Here is a 17,863-nt window from a genome sequence, read left to right on the forward strand (position 1 = left end):
ACACACGTAAATGTCAAATCAATAACAAAAAGATATGATTTAGATTACAGTTCCTTTACATGAAGGATTTCTCTCTGATGGAAAGACTTGCTGAACCCTTGATATAATAGGCTTCGCAAGTCTTTTTATTTTAAGGCAAAACAGAGAAAATAAAATGTGTTTTTTATAGAAAAAAAGATTGATTTTCTGTTTTTTTAGTCTGTCATCCTTGCATAAGCCTGTATTTCTTGTAAAAAAAGCCGGCCGTATTTTGCTCTTTTTTGTTCTCCGACTCCTTTTATAGACAAAAGTTCCTCATCATTTACGGGCTGTTTTCCTGACATTTCTTTTAACGTTTGGTCAGAGAAAACAACAAATGGCGGAACACCCTGCTCAGCCGCGATTTCTTTCCGAACCATGCGCAATCGTTCAAACAGCTCGTCATTTTCAGTAATCGCTGCCGCTTTTAACGCTTCTTTTCTCGTGACTGATAATTCTCCTCTCAGCACATTCCTTCCTTTACTGCTGACAAAAAGAGTCGGAAACGTACCATCTGACATCCTGATAAAGTCGTCAGAAATAAGAAATTCAATAAAATCACTGATTTCGCCAACTGATTGGTGTTTTAATATTCCGTATGTTGAAAGGTCCGAAAAACCGTTTTCAAGAACTTTTTTATTTTTGGAGCCGGCAAGCACTTGGGCAACTATCGTCTTGCCAAATCGTTCTTTCATGCGAATGATACAAGATAAGACCATTTGCGCCTCCCGCGTCACGTCATGGGCCGCCCTTGTATCAGTGCAGTTTCCGCATTGTCCGCACGCATCGGGCTCCTTTTCTCCGAAATACATAAGGATAAAACGCTGCAGACAATCTTCCGTATGACAATAGTCGACCATTTGTCTCAGCTTTTTTAAATCCTGCTTTTGTTTCTCTTCATGTTCTGATTGCTCAATTAAGAAGCGCTGCACCATAATATCCTGCGGTGAAAACAGGAGAACACATTCACTGGCAAGGCCGTCCCGCCCAGCTCGTCCAGCCTCTTGATAATAGCTTTCCATATCTTTTGGAATTTGTGCATGCAGAACAAATCTGATATTTGATTTATCAATCCCCATTCCAAAAGCAGAGGTTGCCACCATCACTTGAAGCTCATCATTAAGAAACCTTTCCTGCTGCTCTTTTCTCACATCATCAGCCAAACCTCCGTGATACCGCCCTGCCCTGATCTGATTTCGTTTCAATCTCTCATATATCCGATCAGCTTCTTTTCTGGTCGCGGTATAGACAATTCCTGCTTCATGTCTGTTGTTTTGCACATATTCATCTATAAAACGGTCTTTATTTTCTCCTTTTACTACTTTAAAGGTTAAATTTTCTCGTGAAAATCCGGTATATACCGTGTTCTCTTTTTGAATGTGCAGCTGTTTGCAAATATCATCATGAACCTCGGGTGTGGCTGTTGCTGTTAACGCCATGATGACAGGCTTGTCGTGTAATTCACGGAACAAAATTTCAATATTTCTGTAGCTTGGCCTGAAATCGTGCCCCCATTGAGAAATACAGTGCGCCTCGTCTATTGCGACCAAAGGAACATCTATGCCCTGCAAAATCCGGATAAACTCCGTGGACGTTAGTCGCTCTGGTGTAATGTAAAAAAGCTTATAAGCCCCTTCTTTGAGTCCGTTCAGCCTCTCGTATATTTCCTGATTGGATTGTGTGCTATTAATGTAGGCGGCGTTAATCCCCGCTTCTTCTAATGCATCAACTTGATCCTTCATCAAGGAAATCAACGGTGAAATGACGATCGTCGTCCCTTCAAACATTAATGCTGGAATTTGATAGCAAATCGATTTGCCGCCTCCCGTTGGCATAATACAGGCCGTATTTTGCCTCGCTTCCGTTACCAAGCGGATCGCTTCATCCTGGCCGCTGCGAAACTTTTCATAACCAAAATAATGAGCCAGAAGGGATTGGGCTCTATGTAACATAATGTGTAAACCTCGCTTTTCCTTGAATTTCTCCCATCATATCATAAAAAAGAGGCCTTCATTTCTTTCACACAAAAATTGATTTTTTTGCTATACCAACCTTTTCAGATAAAATAAAAAGCCATTTCCGAAAAGGAAATGGCTTTCGCTACATCTTGCCGTATGCAAGTAAGAAAGTTTTAAACCACCACTCCTCAAAGTGGGTGTTTGCAGAAACGTTCCTGTCGTCCTCAGCAATGGAGGCATGACATTCCGGCTTCGATATAAAACTCCCTATTACAGCTTAAAGGTTAAAACTTAATTAACAATACGCACAAAGTAGCTTCTTTTATATAGTACACCATCGGGCGGTTTTAATCAAGAGGCCAGAACAATTGTTTAGAAAAACTTTTTCCAGCCAATAAAAATGTTTTTTCGCTATTATATCCAAAGATTCGACAAATCAAAAAATATATTACAATAAAAAAACAGCCTTTTTTCGCTAAGAGGATTCATCACTTTCTTCTATATAAATATGTATACAAAAAAACTCCTATCGCAATGATAGGAGTTTTTGTTCATTAGAATTTTGCAGCAAGATCTTTTGCTTCTTGTAAACCTTTTTCAACGATTTCTTGCGCTTGATCAGGCGCTGCGTTATGTCCTTCGATGACAACTGTGTGTAAGTCTTGAACACCCCAGAAACCAAGAACTGTTTTCATGAAGTTTAATGACATTTCTAAAGAAGCCATTGGTCCTTCTGAATAAATGCCGCCACGCGCGTTAAGGAGTGCAACTTTTTTGTCGCCCATTAAACCAACTGGTCCTTCTTGTGTGTATTTGAATGTAACGCCTGCACGAGACAGGTAATCAACATAAGTATGAAGCACTGCTGGCACTGTGAAGTTCCAAAGCGGGAATGCGAAAACAACTTTGTCAGCTTTTACAAACTGATTCAGATATTTGTCGGCAATTGCTGCTTGTTTTTTCTCTTCTTCTGTCATTTCCATTCCTTGACCTGCTTTAAATGTTCCGTTAATCATATCTCTTCCGAGGTAAGGAAGGTTTTCTTTATGAAGGTCTAATTCAACCACTTCATCATTAGGGTTATTTTCTTTATAAGCAGCTAAGAAAGCTTCGTAAAGTTTAGTTGAAACGCCTTCTTCAGCTGTACGGTCGCTTGATTTTACAAATAAAACTGTAGACATTTGTATTCCTCCCGGTAAACTTTTTATATTTACTTACAAATAGTATGTTACTTTCTTTTTTACTCAAAGTCAATCACTTTATTTTGAATATGAGATTTTTTTCAAAAAAAAAGCAAGTACATCTAATATCGGTGTACTTGCTGGCATTTTTACTTCGAATCTTGTTCACGATCCAAGATTTCATACGTCTGTGAGCTTTTTTGATCAATTGTTTCTTTGTTGGATAGATCTTTTACCTGTTCGTGAAACGCTCGTTCATATGAAGGAGCATCTGCCTCAAGGTCATCCTCCATATCAGCTTGCGCCTCAACTGTCATTCTCGCATAGGGAACAGCTTCAAGTCTTTCGTAAGGAATGTCTTGGCCCGTTTTTTCACACACCCCGTAAGTTCCTTCTTTCATCTTTTGTAATGCATGGTTAACCTCCTCTAACAGCTCCCGGTCAATCTCTCTCACCGTTTGGTCTGTCATCCGGTCTGTGACGAGCGTACCGTGATCTGCCATATGGTTGTCAACCCCATTGGAAAGCTCCCCCACTTCTTCTGTCATTGATTCTGTTTCCTTTTTCTCTCCAGACAATTCTTTTTGCATATCGAGCAATTTATGATAGAGATGCTGTGTTTGTTCATTTGTCAGTGCCATGTATATCCTCTCCTTTCTATTCTGTTTCCCGTTTTGCCTCCTGTCAAACATGGGAACATGGATGGAAGGATGAGCTACTGCCTTTTTGAACGGATCGTGACCGCTGGTGTTGGTGGCGTTTCGGATTTTCGCCGGCACTTTTTGTCTTTCTCTTCTGGCGGCATATAATAGGTTGCGCCTATATTTAATCTGCCGCTCAGTTCATCAATGGTCAGCTCGCCGAATTCGAGATGATAATCAATTTTTTCAACATTCAGCGTTTCAATATGTATATAGGTTTCTTCAGCCTGCTGTTTGCTGCTGTTGTTCTGTTCCTCAAGCCGTGAAAGCCTTTCTTCACATTCACGCAGTTTGTCAAATTCTGATTTCAAACAATGCCTGATCAGGGACCTAAGCATTTTTTTCATGACATCACGACCCTTTGCATACTCCTCTTTCGTCTACATATATAATGTGTATATCCCAAAGAAAGGAGAGGTTTTCATGCTTCCGACTAACATCAATATTGCTCATCTCAAAACTAACACGATAGGCAGCGGCTCATCCCTTACCTTTGGTTCTGCGGAATTAAGGAACAAGTGCTCTGCTATCAAAAGAAATAACGGTTTCGGGGAACAAAATGCAGATTTTGTGGTCATGGTCATTCCGATTGAATCAATTGATGACCGTGACGGAGCAGATGCACTCAGTATGAAAATCAATCATCAATAACAATGGTTTTCGCTTGACCTTCGTCTTTTTGAATGGTGATGTATAGGATTCCGTCTTTAAAAATGGCACTCATCTTTCCATGAAGATGGTCGGAAAGCGGAATTTTCTTTTCAAAACTTCCGTATTTCCCTTCTTTTTGGCGAAAGTCCTGTTCATTAAAATAGGAAAAGCGCTGTCCCTTCACCACTAAATAATCTCCGTACGATAATATGTGAACGTCTTGTTTACGGTAGCCTGGAAGATAAATTAAAAACTGGACTTCCGTAACGGTATCTACAATATCCATGCTTGGAAATGAAGCATCTCCTTTCCCTCGCTGATCTTGCTGCGAAAACGGAAACGGAGATTGGCCATTTGTCATAAAAGGGGTTTTTTGGTCTTCATCAAATACCTGTTTCCAAAAGTCACCGCCGTACATCTGCTGTGCGAATTCCATCCACTGCTTCATCTTTTCGAAATCCATTTGAAGCCCCCTGTCTTAACATACTTTATAACCGCCAGCATACAACTATAGAAAGGAGGTTTGCCTGTGGTTCAACCAACTCCGTATATCAATATTAATATTTTCATGCTGAAAATTAATTCCTTTGAAAATGCTTCAGCGGTTAACGTAGGACAAAATTTATTGGCAGAATGGCAAAATTCAGATAAGAAAAATCAAGGCTACGGACAGAATTTTGGAGATGCGAGCGGATTTATGGGCACGAGAAGCCATGTGGATGACAGAGACCAAATTGATTCTCCGGCCTCTTTTGAAAGTGAAGCGGTTAACTCTTCGATCAAAAGGAAGTGATGATATGTTCTTTTCACCCTCCGTCGTGAATGTCGGCGGATTTAAAATCAATACGATGGACCGTGGTTCCTCTTTAACACTCGGTCCGTATCAGCAGGTCGATTACTTTTTATCAGCCAAAATAAATCAAGGCTTTGGAGAAGAAAATGGCGACTTTACTCCTCTTGTCGTACCGATTTCAAATGTATTAGATGCAGATCTTATTGATTCGAACTCAGCGAAAAACAGTGTGGTATAACCAGAACAGGGCGCATATGCCCTGTTTTTTTATAAAAAAAAGCCTAACCATTTTTTGAACGGCTGGCTCATGAAATATTCAGCTGCACAAATGCTTTGTCAGCACCGCCTGAACTTCGCTTAAATCGGTGTCTTTCGCAAATTCTAATTCGAACGTTTTGCTTCTTGTCATCAGTAAAAGCCCAGTGTCCGGATCAAACATTCCCGCTTCTTGGATGGCAAAGCTTTCAATTGTTTTATATGGAAGAAATACACGAACCTTCTTTTTGGAAAACATTTTATTGTCAAAGAAAATGATCCGCTTATTTGTAAAGCAAATTTGGTCCACTCGGAGCTTATAAATCGATTCTATTCTTTCCCCTTCAACGAGCAAAGCTTCAAGCTTCTTTGCGTCCGTTGATCTGCTAACAGAAAAAATACCCAATGAAGAACCCCTCTTTCTGCATTTATCTATTTGTTTTATCATTCACTACATAAAAATAAGTCCTTTATCCCTATATAAGAATACGACATAGAAGACATTTAAACCATTACGAACAGATTACATTTTTCAAATTTTTGATTTGTTTTTCGGCTTTTAAGCTGTTGTCATCAAGTAATACGCACATATTGAGGAAAAAGTTTCAATATTCAGCAATGTTTTTATAAAAAAAGTTGTTTTTAATGTTTCATGCATTTTGTTTTATATTTCCTGTTTAATCACAAAAAAACCGCAGCTGAGCTGCGGTTTTATGTATCGACTGCTTTTAACTAGTTTGTCTGATGCTTTAAGGAAACATTACATCTCTTCGAAGTATTCTTTATAGTAGCCGCCCACTTTATTCGTATTGTCGACCACAAAGAGAAACTCCTCTGTTTCATTTTTCACTTCATATTCTTTTCCCGGAGTTAAGACCCGGTTTACGATATATTTTTTTGCGTTTGTCTGCACACATTTTACCTTTTTGATTGTTTCTTTTTCAAGCCAATTTTTATGAATCATGATGAAATCTCCTTTACTTATCTATAAGCTTATTGTAGCTTTTTTCTTTTGTAAATTGCAATATCGGTTATTCATTGATTTTGCCTTGTTTTCTATTATAGAATGTTTGTATACGCTTACGTTTGCAGCAAATATCACATCTTATTTCTGCTATGCAATCAAGAAATCAATGTGCTATCACCAAGAATCTCAGGACAGACCATAAAAAATGACTGGAGGTTTGTTACGAATGAGTTCTTTAACGATGCAAGTGACGAAAAGGCTGGAGACATTTTTACAGGGAACAAAGAAGCTTTATATTGATGGTAAATTTGTTCCGAGTGCCTCAGGGGCAACCTTTGACACTCCCAACCCGGCGACCGGCGAAACCTTGATGACGCTGTATGAAGCCCAGGCTGCGGATGTGGACAAAGCGGTGAAAGCTGCCCGGAAAGCCTTTGATCAAGGCGAATGGAGAACAATGTCTCCAGCTTCGAGAAGCAGACTGATGTATAAGCTGGCAGACTTAATGGAAGAGCATAAAACTGAGCTTGCTCAGCTTGAAACACTTGATAATGGGAAACCAATTAATGAAACGACTAATGGAGATATTCCGCTGGCTATCGAGCATATGCGCTATTACGCCGGCTGGTGTACAAAAATAACAGGACAGACGATTCCGGTTTCCGGCGCTTATTTTAATTATACGCGTCATGAGCCTGTCGGTGTCGTCGGCCAGATCATTCCATGGAATTTCCCGCTCCTGATGGCGATGTGGAAAATGGGCGCGGCACTTGCAACAGGCTGTACAATCGTCCTCAAACCGGCTGAACAAACACCTCTTTCAGCTCTTTATTTGGCAGAATTAATTGACCAAGCCGGTTTCCCTGACGGTGTAATCAACATCATCCCAGGATTCGGTGAAGATGCGGGAGAAGCGCTGACGAACCACGAAGCAGTTGATAAAATTGCCTTTACCGGTTCGACTGAAATTGGAAAGAAAATCATGTCCACCGCAGCGAAAAGCATTAAGCGTGTTACATTGGAGCTGGGCGGAAAATCGCCTAATATTCTTCTGCCGGATGCGAATTTGAAAAAAGCAATCCCGGGCGCTTTAAACGGTGTGATGTTTAACCAGGGCCAGGTCTGCTGTGCGGGCTCCCGTGTCTTCATTCATAAAGACCAATATGATGAAGTTGTTGATGAAATGGTGTCCTATGCTGAGTCACTCCGCCAAGGAGCGGGTCTTCATAAAGATACGCAAATCGGGCCTCTCGTAAGCAAGGAACAGCATGAACGCGTTCTTTCCTATATTCAAAAAGGAAAAGATGAAGGAGCAAAAGCAGTGACTGGCGGAAGCTGTCCTTTTGAAGAAGGATATTTTGTCGCACCGACTGTGTTTGCGAATGTTGAAGATGAAATGACCATCGCAAAAGAAGAAATTTTCGGACCCGTGCTGACTGCCATTCCGTACGAAACAGTCGATGAAGTTATTGAACGGGCAAACCATTCAGAATATGGGCTTGCGGCCGGACTGTGGACAGAGAACGTCAAGCAGGCGCACTATATCGCGGACCGCCTTCAAGCCGGAACCATTTGGGTGAACTGCTATAATGTGTTCGACGCGGCATCTCCATTTGGCGGTTATAAACAGTCAGGACTCGGACGAGAAATGGGATCATATGCCTTGAATAATTACACAGAAGTTAAAAGTGTTTGGATAAATCTTGAAGACTAACATGTATGTTTAAAAAACTGCTGCCTGCCAGCAGTTTTTTTCTTTCTGTAATGCCCATAAAAGATGCTGAATATATATGCTTCTGAAGGAGTTGAGCGTGGTGGGCACACTTCAGGAGAAAGTGAGGCGTTTTCAAAAGAAAACCATTACGGAGTTAAGAGACAGGCAAAACGCTGATGGTTCATGGACATTTTGCTTTGAAGGACCAATCATGACAAATTCCTTTTTTATTTTGCTCCTGACCTCCCTAGATGACGGCAAAAATGAAAAAGAACTGATATCAGCACTTGCCGCTGGCATACGTGCAAAACAGCAGCCCGATGGCACATTTATCAATTATCCCGATGAAACTCCCGGAAATCTAACGGCTACCGTCCAAGGATATGTCGGGATGCTTGCTTCTGGCTGTTTTCACAGATCTGACCCACACATGAAAAAAGCCGAACAATTTATCATCTCACATGGAGGTTTGAGACATGTACATTTCATGACAAAATGGATGCTTGCCGCGAACGGGCTTTATCCTTGGCCTGCTTTGTATTTACCATTATCACTTATGGCGCTCCCTCCAACATTGCCGGTTCATTTCTATCAGTTCAGCTCATATGCCCGTATTCATTTTGCTCCTATGGCTGTAACACTCAATCAGCGATTTATCCTTAATAACCGCAATATTTCATCTCTTCGCCATCTCGATCCGCACATGACAAAAAACCCTTTCACTTGGCTTCGGTCTGATGCTTTTGAAGAAAGAGATCTCACGTCTATTTTGTCACATTGGAAACGCATTTTCCATGCGCCATTTGCGTTCCAGCAGCTGGGCTTACAGACAGCTAAAGCGTATATACTGGACCGGATTGAAAAAGACGGAACATTATACAGCTATGCGAGTGCAACCATATTTATGGTTTACAGCCTTCTGTCACTAGGTGTGTCGCGCTACTCCCCTGTTATCAACAGGGCGATTAACGGTATCAAATCACTGATGACTAAATGCAACGGGGTTCCTTATCTAGAAAACTCTACTTCAACTGTTTGGGATACAGCTCTAATCAGCTATGCTCTTCAAAAAAGTGGTGTGACCGAAACGGATGGCTCTGTTTCAAAAGCAGCCGACTTTTTGCTAGAGCGCCAGCATACCAAAATAGCAGATTGGTCTGTCAAAAATCCAAATTCAATTCCCGGCGGCTGGGGATTTTCAAACATTAATACAAATAACCCTGACTGTGACGACACTGCAGCTGTTTTAAAAGCGATTCCCCGCAATTATTCTCCTGCAGCTTGGGAACGAGGGGTGTCTTGGCTTTTATCGATGCAAAACAATGATGGCGGATTTTCTGCTTTTGAAAAAAATGTGAACCATCCACTGATTCGCCATCTGCCGCTTGAATCCGCCGAGGACGCTGCAGTTGACCCTTCAACCGCCGACCTCACCGGACGTGTACTGCATTTTTTAGGCGAGAAAGTTGGCTTCACAGAAAAACATCAGCATATTCAACGCGCAGTGAAGTGGCTTTTCCAGAATCAGGAACAAAATGGGTCATGGTACGGGAGATGGGGTGTTTGCTACATTTACGGCACCTGGGCTGCTCTTACGGGTATGCATGCATGCGGGGTTGACCGAAAGCACCCCGCTATACAAAAGGCTCTGCGTTGGCTCAAATCCATACAAAATGATGACGGGAGCTGGGGAGAATCTTGCAAAAGCGCCGAAATCAAAACATACGTACCGCTTCAAAGAGGAACCATTGTACAAACGGCCTGGGCTTTAGACGCTTTGCTCACATACGAAAATCCCGAACATCCGTCTGTTGTGAAAGGCATGCACTACCTTACTGACAGCAGTTCATACAGCGCCGATAGCCTCGCATATCCAGCAGGAATCGGATTGCCAAAGCAATTTTATATTCGCTATCACAGTTATCCATATGTATTCTCTTTGCTGGCTGTCGGGAAGTATTTTGATTCTATTGAAAAGGAGACAGCAAATGAAACGTGAATCTTATCAAACGGAGATGTTCAATTGGTGTGAAGCACTGAAAGACCAGATTCAAAAGCGGGGACAGCTTGACCAGTTCGAAGATCAAATTGACAAGATGATTGAGGCTCTGGAAGATGACCAAACAACAGAAGAAGATTGGTATAAGCAGGCAGCTGCCCTTTACCGGGATATTACAGAATCAGATGATACAAATGAAAGACGCGCTTATGTCCCTATAGGGAAACATGTGCTGCCAAAGCTTCCATACAAATATTCCGCCTTAGAGCCTTATATTTCACGCGATATTATGGTCCTTCATCATACAAAACATCATCAAAGCTATGTTGATGGGCTGAACAAAGCAGAATTGGAGCTTAAAAAAGCGAGGGCGACAAAGAATTTTGACTTGATCACTCATTGGGAAAGAGAGCTTGCGTTCCATGGAGCAGGCCATTATTTGCACAGTATTTTCTGGTTTTCCATGCATCCAAACGGAAAGCGGCGCCCTACAGGGGCATTGTTTCAAATGATTGACCTTTCATTTGGAAGCTATTCCGCTTTTAAAGAACATTTTACCCAAGCCGCTAAAAAAGTGGAAGGTGTCGGCTGGGCCATTCTGGTCTGGGCACCTCGATCAGGACGGCTGGAGATTCTAACAGCAGAAAAACACCAGCTCTTCAGCCAGTGGGATGTGATCCCTCTTTTACCGCTTGACGTATGGGAGCATGCCTACTATTTGCAATATAAAAATGACCGGGCCAGCTATGTCGATCACTGGTGGAATGTCGTGGATTGGCGCGAGGCAGAAAAACGTTTTGAGCAGGCAAAAGAAGTCGTTTGGAAACTCTATTAAAAAAAGCCCCCTTTCCCCGGGGGCTTCGTGTGTTTAAAAAATGCCTATCACATGCAAAAACACGATGATGATGGCAACAGGAGATAGATAACGAATAAGCAGCAGCCAAACCGCAAACCACTTCCGTTTGAGGCTGGAACCGCTTTTCAGTTCGTCAAACAAATCCTGTTTCGGTATTTTAAGCGGGACAAAAATCGAGATCAATAACGCGCCTAACGGCATTAAAATATTGCTCACAAGATAGTCGGCCGCATCAAAAATGGATAAGTGAAATATAGAAACGTCACTTAAGACACCGTATGATAGTGCAGACGGCACACCGACAATAAATATAGCGATTCCACCTAACCAAGCGAATCGTTTTCTCTTATTGACATCACCTTTTGAAAGCACTGCGACCAAAATTTCCAGCATTGAAAAAGCGGATGTCAATGCAGCAAATAAAAATAGAATTAAAAATGCTAATAAAAAGATAATTCCGAACGGCAATTGATTAAATATAGTTGGCAGCACGTTAAATAACAGAATCGGTCCTTGGTCTGGCTTGAGACCAAATGAAAATACAGCTGGAAAAATCGCAATCCCTGCCATAACTGCAACAAGTACGTTCAATACAGTTACTGATACAGCGGACTGCACAAGATTTTCCTGTTTCCCTAAATAAGAGCTGTACGTAACCATGACAGATACACCGACACTTAATAAGAAAAAGGACTGGCCCATCGCATACAAAATCGTATTAGCGTCAATCGCTGAAAAATCAGGCATCAGGAAAAACTTGAGCCCTTCCATCGCACCGTCAAGGGTAACAGAACGCACCATTAAAATAATAAATAATATAAATAGCGCCGGCATTAATACTTGGCTAGCTTTTTCAATTCCGCTGCTAACTCCTTTTGCAACAACCAAAATGGTCACTGCCATAAAGAGCAACTGGCCTCCTACAGCCAAATAAGGATTTGAAATGGTACTTGCAAATATCGTATCAAAACCAGATGTTTGCGACAAACCGCCAGTGAAGCCTTTTATAATATAAATTAAAATCCACCCGCCGACGACACTGTAGAAGGAGAGAAGAATAAAGCACGTTACCATGCCTAAATATCCGATCCAATGCCACTTCGTTCCTGGAGCAAGTGTTTTATAGGACTGAACGGCATCTTTCTGCGTTTTTCTGCCTATGATGAATTCACCTAACAATAAAGGCAGTCCGATTAAAACCGTAAATAAAATAAAAATAAGTAAAAATGCGCCTCCTCCGCTGGTTCCAGCTACATATGGGAATTTCCATATCGCGCCAAGCCCAATAGCTGATCCTGCCGCGGCTAAAATAAAGCCGATCTTCGAAGACCATTGATTCGCTTCCTTCACCCTATCACTCCTATTTTGTCTAACCATTATAAAGGTTCATTGTAAGAATATCTTCCTATATAGTCAAGAACATTTTGATTAGTTTACATAATAAATTTATCGACTATTATTCGGCGATTGATATTGAATTATTCAGAAAATTAATTATAATAAGAGAATGTTTAAAAATCTGTGAGAATTTCTGCTGAAGTTCTTGATGAATGTGTTAGGAGTGTTTTTATGAACATCATTAGAAAAATAAGCCATTTTGCGGGACAAACCTTTGGCATATGGGTCATTGTGTTTGCCGTGCTGGGATTTTCCTTCCCGTCTTTTTTTACGTGGATCAGTTCTTATATTACGATTTTTCTTGGTATTATCATGTTTGGGATGGGACTTACACTGCAAGCCGATGATTTCAAAGAGCTGCTCAGAAAACCTTGGCATGTCATTATTGGGGTGATTGCTCAGTATACCATCATGCCGCTCGTTGCTTTCGGGCTTTCAATTGGACTGCATCTTCCGGCTGAAATCGCAGTAGGTGTTATTCTTGTCGGCTGCTGTCCAGGAGGAACTGCTTCTAATGTCATGACATTTTTAGCAAAAGGAAATACTGCCCTTTCTGTTGCTGTTACAACAATATCTACCTTGTTGGCACCCGTTTTAACTCCGGTTTTGATTATGCTGTTTGCCAAGGAATGGCTTCCTGTCTCGCCAGGATCTTTATTTCTTTCAATCTTACAAGCGGTTTTATTTCCAATCATTGCAGGTGTGATCGTCAAAATGTTTTTCAGAAAACAAGTGGCGAAAGCCGTACATGCCCTTCCGCTTGTTTCTGTCATTGGCATCGTGGCGATTGTCTCAGCTGTCGTCAGCGGCAACCGGGAAAATCTGCTTAAATCAGGGTTGCTGATTTTTTCAGTTGTTATCCTGCATAACGGTATCGGTTATTTGCTTGGATTTATGGGCGCAAAGCTTTTAAAAATGGATTACCCTTCTCAAAAAGCGATTGCAATCGAAGTCGGCATGCAAAACTCAGGACTTGGGGCTGCACTTGCCACGGCCCATTTCTCACCGCTATCTGCCGTACCAAGCGCAATATTCAGTGTATGGCATAACCTTTCAGGTTCTATGCTTGCAACATATTGGTCTAAAAAAGTGAAAAAGAAACAAGCAGGATCCAAAAGCAGCAATCTATCACTTTAAATATCATCAAAAAAGGTACATCACGATAAAGTGATGTACCTTTTTTATTATCCTTCTAATAAAAGCTGTTCAGGATCTTCCAGTAAATTTTTGATTGTCACGAGGAAGCCAACCGCTTCTTTACCGTCTACAATCCGGTGATCATAAGATAAAGCGAGATACATCATCGGACGGTTTTCGAAACGTTCTTCATCAATTGCTACTGGGCGCAGCTGAATCTTATGCATGCCCAGTATACCGACTTGAGGGCTGTTTAAGATCGGAGTTGACATCAGTGAACCGAAAGTCCCTCCGTTTGTAATCGTAAAGGAACCTCCCTGAAGCTCGCTAAGGGTTAATTTATTGTTTCTTGCTTTCTTCGCCAGCTCGCCGATCTCTTTTTCGATTCCTGCAAATGTCAGGCGGTCCGCATCACGTACTACCGGAACAACAAGGCCTTCATCAGCCGCAACAGCGATACCGATATCATAGAATTTCTTAACGATCAACTCATCGCCCTGAATTTCCGCATTCAACAGTGGATATTTTTTCAATGCAGCGACGACCGCTTTCGTGAAGAAAGACATAAAGCCGAGCTTCACTTCGTTTTGCTCAAAGAATTGATCTTTGCGGCGTTTTCTGAGATTCATGACAGCCGTCATGTCCACTTCATTAAATGTAGTCAGCATCGCCGATGTTTGCTGCACCTCTACAAGGCGTTTTGCAATCGTTTGTCTGCGGCGTGACATTTTTTGCACTTCGACAGGTTTGTCAAAGCTTTGCTGTGCTTTTTGAGCCTGAGGCTGCTGTTTTTGCTGAGGAGCAGGTTTTGATGCTGGTTTTTCATACGCTTCGACATCCTGCTTGCGCACTCTTCCAAACGGATCTCCAGTTGGAACTTGAGACAGGTCAATTCCTTTTTCTCTCGCCAGCTTACGGGCTGACGGAGAAGCGATCGTTCTTGATTTTGCTTCAGATTGCGCTTCCTCACTCACATCTTGTGCAGCTGGTTCAGCCTGTTTCTCTTCTTTCACGCTTTCCTTGCTTTCTGCTTTCTCTGTAGGAGCAGGGGCAGAACTTTCACCCGCGCCTTCTGAAATCGTACCGATAATTTCTCCGACCTGGACGGTATCACCCGAATCTTTCAATACCTCTTGAAGTACACCCGATTCTTCTGCTGTCAATTCAACATTCACTTTATCCGTTTCTAGTTCAAGCAGATATTCACCCTGTTCTACATAGTCACCAGGCTGCTTTAACCATTGGGCTATTGTTCCTTCTGAGATTGATTCTGCTAATTCAGGTACCTTAATTTCCGCCATTTTTTCATTTCCCCCTTAGTTTTTGCGAGTCAAGCTATCAGATACAATACGTTCCTGTTCTTTTTTATGAACTGTCGGATCTCCCTCTGCAGGGCTGGATCGTCTTCTTCGTCCAATATATTGAACGCTTACTCCCTCTGGTGCAATCTCTATCAAATACGGGCTGATATAACTCCAAGCTCCCATGTTCTGCGGCTCTTCCTGCACCCAAACGATTTCTTTCAGGTTCGGAAGTTTTGCAAATAATTCTTTGACTCCTTTTGCCGGGAATGGATACAGCTGTTCAATTCTCGCAATGTGAAGCCACTCTTTACCGTCTTCTAGCTTATTAAAATGATCACTGATGTCTATTGACACTTTACCGCTGGATAACACAAGTCTGGTTACTTTTTCATAGTCATGAGAAAGTCCCGACTGTTCATAAACAGGCTGGAAGCGGCTTTCGCTTAGCTCCTGCACTTCCGACACTGTATTTGGGTTGCGAAGAAGGCTTTTCGGCGTCATAATGACGAGCGGTCTGATTTCTTCACGAAGCAGCATTTTAGCCTGTCTTCTTAAAATATGGAAATACTGTGCCGCGCTTGTCAGGTTGGCAACCGTCCAGTTGTTCTCCGCGGCAAGCTGCAGGAACCGCTCGATTCTTCCGCTTGAATGCTCAGGCCCCTGTCCCTCGTAACCGTGCGGAAGCAGCATGACTAATCCGGATTTTTGGCCCCATTTTGCGCGTCCGGCAGAAATAAATTGGTCAAAATACACTTGAGCAGCGTTGGCAAAATCTCCGTACTGCGCTTCCCATAACACAAGCGTTTCTGGTGAATGAACGTTATAGCCGTATTCAAACCCGAGAACTGATCCTTCCGACAGCGGGCTGTTATGAACGGCAAATGATGTGCTGCAGTCCGATAAGTGATGAAGCGGCACAAATTCTTCGCCCGTCTCACTGTCATGAAGCACAAGGTTTCTTTGGGCAAACGTTCCGCGCTCGGAATCCTGTCCTGTTAAACGAATCGGTGTTCCGTCTTTCAAAATCGAAGCAAACGCAAGTGATTCTGCTAAAGACCATTCCACTTTTCTGTCATCATCAAACGCCTTGGCGCGTCTTTCTAAAATGCGCTTTAGCTTGCCGAAAACATTAAATGACTCCGGCCAGTTGATCAATTCGCCATTCAGCTTGCGAAGCACATCAAAATCAATCGATGTGTCCACATCAGGGAAACCGTTTGATACAGGCTCTGGAAGTTCAATTTCACAGGCGATATGTTCCTTTTTAGACGGTACTTTCTGATAAGCGTCCTCAATGCGCTTCGTTACCGATTTTTCGATATTTTGAACGACTTCCTCGGTAAGCACACCTTCTTTTACGAGTTTTTCAGCGAAAATTTGTTTGACGGTCGGATGCTTTCTGACAGCATCATACAGCATTGGCTGAGTGGTTGACGGCTCATCCATTTCGTTGTGTCCATAGCGTCTGTACCCGATCAAGTCAATCAGGAAATCCTTGTTGAATGTTTTTCGGTATTCGACTGCAAACTTCACAGCAGAAAGACAAGCTTCTGGGTCATCCGCATTCACGTGAACAATCGGAATTTCATAGCCCTTTGCCAAGTCGCTGGCATATTTTGTTGATCTTGATTCAGCGCTTTCTGTTGTGAATCCGATCATGTTATTGGCGATAATATGAATCGCACCGCCTACTTGATACCCTTTTAAAGAGCTTAAATTCAATGTTTCAGCGACGATTCCTTCCCCAGGGAATGCAGCGTCTCCATGAATTAAAATGGCAAGCGATTTTGTTTCGTCTTGCACCGGATATCCGCTTTGTGTTCGCGTTTCCTGTGCCGCTCTTGTGCTGCCTTCAACAATCGGATTGATAAATTCCAAGTGGCTCGGGTTGTTTGCTAACGTAATTCGCGCTGATTTTGTTTCAGCGTCTTGAAGCTCCCGATTCGCCCCCAAATGGTATTTGACATCCCCTGTCCAGCCGTAGCTGATTCCAATTGATCCCTCAGACGGAACAAGATCTTTGTTCGGTGCATGCTGGAATTCGGAGAAGATGATTTCATACGGCTTGCCAAGCACATGTGCCAAGACATTCAGGCGTCCCCTATGCGCCATCCCGATGTTAACGCTTGTCGTTCCTGATTTGACAGATTGTGCAATAATGTCATCAAGCACTGGAACAAGAGCGTCCAGACCCTCAATGGAAAAGCGCTTCTGTCCGACGAATGTGCGGTGCAAAAACTGCTCGAAGCCCTCTACTTCTGTCAGTCTTTCCAACACAGCTGACAGCTTTTCATCTGAGTTCTTCTGGAACAGCTCGCCAGATTCAATCATCTTTGTCAGCCATTCGCGCTCTTTGAAGTCATGCACATGGTCAAATTCAAATGAGATGGTTCTTTTATACGTATTTCGTAAATACTGAATGGCTTCTAAACCGTTCGTAATGTTTTTAGGAGCGTCTTTACAGATGACTGACGCAGGTATTGCTTTTATTTCCTCTTCTGTTAGCCCGTAATCGGATAATGGAAAAAGTTCACTCTTTTTCCCATCCTTTCTGAGCGGATTGACGGAAGCGTTTAAATGGCCATAGGTTCGGATATCTTCTGCAAGTCTGACTGCGGATGCGATCTTTTGAATCAGATCGGCTGTAACACGTCCCTTTTCTTTTGTTCCCGAGGCCTCTTTTAACTCGCTTGGCGGAGCACCGAGCTCGTCGAACATTTCCTTCAAATCCGGGTCAATGCTGTCCGGATCCTGGGTATATTGATCGTAAAGCTCCAGCGCATAGCCGAGGTTCGGACCGTAAAAATCTTCCCAATTCATTCGTTGTTTCATACTATTTTGAAACATTTGAATATTACCCCCAACTTAGATAATCAAGTGATTGATTCACTATCTTGAAATAACTTTCGAACGCTGTGTCCAAAATTATGT

At 42.3% G+C, this 17,863-nt stretch carries 17 protein-coding genes and 1 other RNA gene; 7 read left to right on the forward strand and 11 right to left on the reverse strand.

The features are described from left to right. Nucleotides 1-194: 194 nt before the first annotated feature. From recQ to MY9_RS10550, 5 genes are all read right to left on the reverse strand, one after another. Entirely contained in the window at nt 195-1,970 is a 1,776-nt protein-coding gene (gene recQ, locus MY9_RS10530; protein WP_014664260.1) for a DNA helicase RecQ, read from the reverse strand. A 141-nt stretch (nt 1,971-2,111) separates the two neighbouring features. After that, nucleotides 2,112-2,298, reverse strand: a non-coding RNA gene (ssrS, locus tag MY9_RS21150) — 6S RNA. A 232-nt stretch (nt 2,299-2,530) separates the two neighbouring features. Next, on the reverse strand, nt 2,531-3,157 hold the full coding sequence (gene azoJ, locus MY9_RS10540) for an FMN-dependent NADH-azoreductase AzoJ (RefSeq protein ID WP_014664261.1): 627 nt from the start codon (nt 3,155-3,157) through the stop codon (nt 2,531-2,533). A 149-nt stretch (nt 3,158-3,306) separates the two neighbouring features. After that, entirely contained in the window at nt 3,307-3,798 is a 492-nt protein-coding gene (locus MY9_RS10545) for a TraR/DksA family transcriptional regulator (protein WP_014664262.1), read from the reverse strand. Between the two features lie 74 nt (nt 3,799-3,872). Continuing rightward, nucleotides 3,873-4,205, reverse strand: coding sequence for a hypothetical protein (locus MY9_RS10550; RefSeq protein WP_041521361.1), 333 nt, complete (start codon nt 4,203-4,205; stop codon nt 3,873-3,875). A gap of 76 nt (nt 4,206-4,281) precedes the next feature. Here MY9_RS10550 and MY9_RS10555 point away from each other — a divergent pair, with 76 nt between their 5' ends. Further along, nucleotides 4,282-4,509 (forward strand): hypothetical protein, encoded by a 228-nt coding sequence (locus tag MY9_RS10555; protein WP_014664264.1) that lies wholly within the window; start codon nt 4,282-4,284, stop codon nt 4,507-4,509. On the opposite strand, the gene yocM is transcribed toward MY9_RS10555, so the two are convergent. Beyond that, on the reverse strand, nt 4,496-4,972 hold the full coding sequence (gene yocM, locus MY9_RS10560; RefSeq protein WP_014664265.1) for a salt stress-responsive protein YocM: 477 nt from the start codon (nt 4,970-4,972) through the stop codon (nt 4,496-4,498). The two genes, MY9_RS10555 and yocM, sit on opposite strands and share 14 nt — an antisense overlap. Before the next feature lie 66 nt (nt 4,973-5,038). Between yocM and MY9_RS10565 the strand changes: the two genes are divergently transcribed. Next, nucleotides 5,039-5,302, forward strand: coding sequence for a hypothetical protein (locus MY9_RS10565; protein WP_004399338.1), 264 nt, complete (start codon nt 5,039-5,041; stop codon nt 5,300-5,302). A 4-nt stretch (nt 5,303-5,306) separates the two neighbouring features. After that, nucleotides 5,307-5,540, forward strand: coding sequence for a hypothetical protein (locus tag MY9_RS10570; RefSeq protein ID WP_014664266.1), 234 nt, complete (start codon nt 5,307-5,309; stop codon nt 5,538-5,540). Between the two features lie 78 nt (nt 5,541-5,618). Here the strand turns inward: MY9_RS10570 and MY9_RS10575 are convergent, their stop codons facing one another. Beyond that, complete coding sequence (locus tag MY9_RS10575; RefSeq protein WP_003220141.1) at nt 5,619-5,963, reverse strand: PH domain-containing protein; 345 nt, start codon at nt 5,961-5,963, stop codon at nt 5,619-5,621. Between the two features lie 354 nt (nt 5,964-6,317). Further along, nucleotides 6,318-6,521 (reverse strand): DUF6501 family protein, encoded by a 204-nt coding sequence (locus tag MY9_RS10580; protein WP_003231245.1) that lies wholly within the window; start codon nt 6,519-6,521, stop codon nt 6,318-6,320. Nucleotides 6,522-6,750: 229 nt separating this feature from the next. Between MY9_RS10580 and dhaS the strand changes: the two genes are divergently transcribed. The 3 genes from dhaS (at nt 6,751) to MY9_RS10595 (ending at nt 11,072) form a co-directional block, all read left to right on the forward strand. Beyond that, nucleotides 6,751-8,238: an aldehyde dehydrogenase DhaS gene (dhaS, locus tag MY9_RS10585; RefSeq protein WP_014664267.1), complete on the forward strand. Its 1,488-nt coding sequence runs from the start codon at nt 6,751-6,753 to the stop codon at nt 8,236-8,238. A 100-nt stretch (nt 8,239-8,338) separates the two neighbouring features. Next, a complete protein-coding gene (gene sqhC / locus MY9_RS10590) occupies nt 8,339-10,237 on the forward strand; it encodes a sporulenol synthase (RefSeq protein ID WP_014664268.1) in 1,899 nt (632 codons plus the stop codon). Further along, a complete protein-coding gene (locus MY9_RS10595) occupies nt 10,227-11,072 on the forward strand; it encodes a superoxide dismutase (RefSeq protein ID WP_014664269.1) in 846 nt (281 codons plus the stop codon). Before sqhC ends, MY9_RS10595 begins: the two co-directional genes overlap by 11 nt. A gap of 33 nt (nt 11,073-11,105) precedes the next feature. Here the strand turns inward: MY9_RS10595 and MY9_RS10600 are convergent, their stop codons facing one another. Further along, the gene (locus MY9_RS10600; RefSeq protein WP_041521362.1) at nt 11,106-12,443 is read right to left on the reverse strand and encodes a sodium-dependent transporter; all 1,338 of its coding nucleotides are present in this window, start codon (nt 12,441-12,443) and stop codon (nt 11,106-11,108) included. Between the two features lie 219 nt (nt 12,444-12,662). On the opposite strand from MY9_RS10600, the gene MY9_RS10605 reads away from it, so the two are divergent. Then, nucleotides 12,663-13,628, forward strand: a complete 966-nt coding sequence (locus MY9_RS10605) for a bile acid:sodium symporter family transporter (protein WP_014664271.1) — start codon at nt 12,663-12,665, stop codon at nt 13,626-13,628. A gap of 47 nt (nt 13,629-13,675) precedes the next feature. Here the strand turns inward: MY9_RS10605 and odhB are convergent, their stop codons facing one another. Both odhB and sucA read right to left on the reverse strand, forming a co-directional pair. Then, nucleotides 13,676-14,929 (reverse strand): 2-oxoglutarate dehydrogenase complex dihydrolipoyllysine-residue succinyltransferase, encoded by a 1,254-nt coding sequence (odhB, locus tag MY9_RS10610; protein ID WP_014664272.1) that lies wholly within the window; start codon nt 14,927-14,929, stop codon nt 13,676-13,678. Between the two features lie 15 nt (nt 14,930-14,944). Then, complete coding sequence (gene sucA / locus MY9_RS10615; protein WP_014664273.1) at nt 14,945-17,779, reverse strand: 2-oxoglutarate dehydrogenase E1 component; 2,835 nt, start codon at nt 17,777-17,779, stop codon at nt 14,945-14,947. Between the last annotated feature and the right edge of the window lie 84 nt (nt 17,780-17,863).

The organism is Bacillus sp. JS (genome assembly GCF_000259365.1).
Taxonomy (GTDB): Bacteria; Bacillota; Bacilli; order Bacillales; family Bacillaceae; genus Bacillus; species Bacillus stercoris.

What these genes read in the sequence shown, in the direction of transcription:
- recQ (WP_014664260.1), bottom strand. Translation starts at nt 1,970, where the DNA reads ATGTTACATAGAGCCCAATCCCTTCTGGCTCATTATTTTGGTTATGAA.
- azoJ (WP_014664261.1), bottom strand. Translation starts at nt 3,157, where the DNA reads ATGTCTACAGTTTTATTTGTAAAATCAAGCGACCGTACAGCTGAAGAA.
- MY9_RS10545 (WP_014664262.1), bottom strand. Translation starts at nt 3,798, where the DNA reads ATGGCACTGACAAATGAACAAACACAGCATCTCTATCATAAATTGCTC.
- MY9_RS10550 (WP_041521361.1), bottom strand. Translation starts at nt 4,205, where the DNA reads ATGAAAAAAATGCTTAGGTCCCTGATCAGGCATTGTTTGAAATCAGAA.
- MY9_RS10555 (WP_014664264.1), top strand. Translation starts at nt 4,282, where the DNA reads ATGCTTCCGACTAACATCAATATTGCTCATCTCAAAACTAACACGATA.
- yocM (WP_014664265.1), bottom strand. Translation starts at nt 4,972, where the DNA reads ATGGATTTCGAAAAGATGAAGCAGTGGATGGAATTCGCACAGCAGATG.
- MY9_RS10570 (WP_014664266.1), top strand. Translation starts at nt 5,307, where the DNA reads ATGTTCTTTTCACCCTCCGTCGTGAATGTCGGCGGATTTAAAATCAAT.
- MY9_RS10580 (WP_003231245.1), bottom strand. Translation starts at nt 6,521, where the DNA reads ATGATTCATAAAAATTGGCTTGAAAAAGAAACAATCAAAAAGGTAAAA.
- dhaS (WP_014664267.1), top strand. Translation starts at nt 6,751, where the DNA reads ATGAGTTCTTTAACGATGCAAGTGACGAAAAGGCTGGAGACATTTTTA.
- MY9_RS10595 (WP_014664269.1), top strand. Translation starts at nt 10,227, where the DNA reads ATGAAACGTGAATCTTATCAAACGGAGATGTTCAATTGGTGTGAAGCA.
- MY9_RS10605 (WP_014664271.1), top strand. Translation starts at nt 12,663, where the DNA reads ATGAACATCATTAGAAAAATAAGCCATTTTGCGGGACAAACCTTTGGC.
- odhB (WP_014664272.1), bottom strand. Translation starts at nt 14,929, where the DNA reads ATGGCGGAAATTAAGGTACCTGAATTAGCAGAATCAATCTCAGAAGGA.
- sucA (WP_014664273.1), bottom strand. Translation starts at nt 17,779, where the DNA reads ATGTTTCAAAATAGTATGAAACAACGAATGAATTGGGAAGATTTTTAC.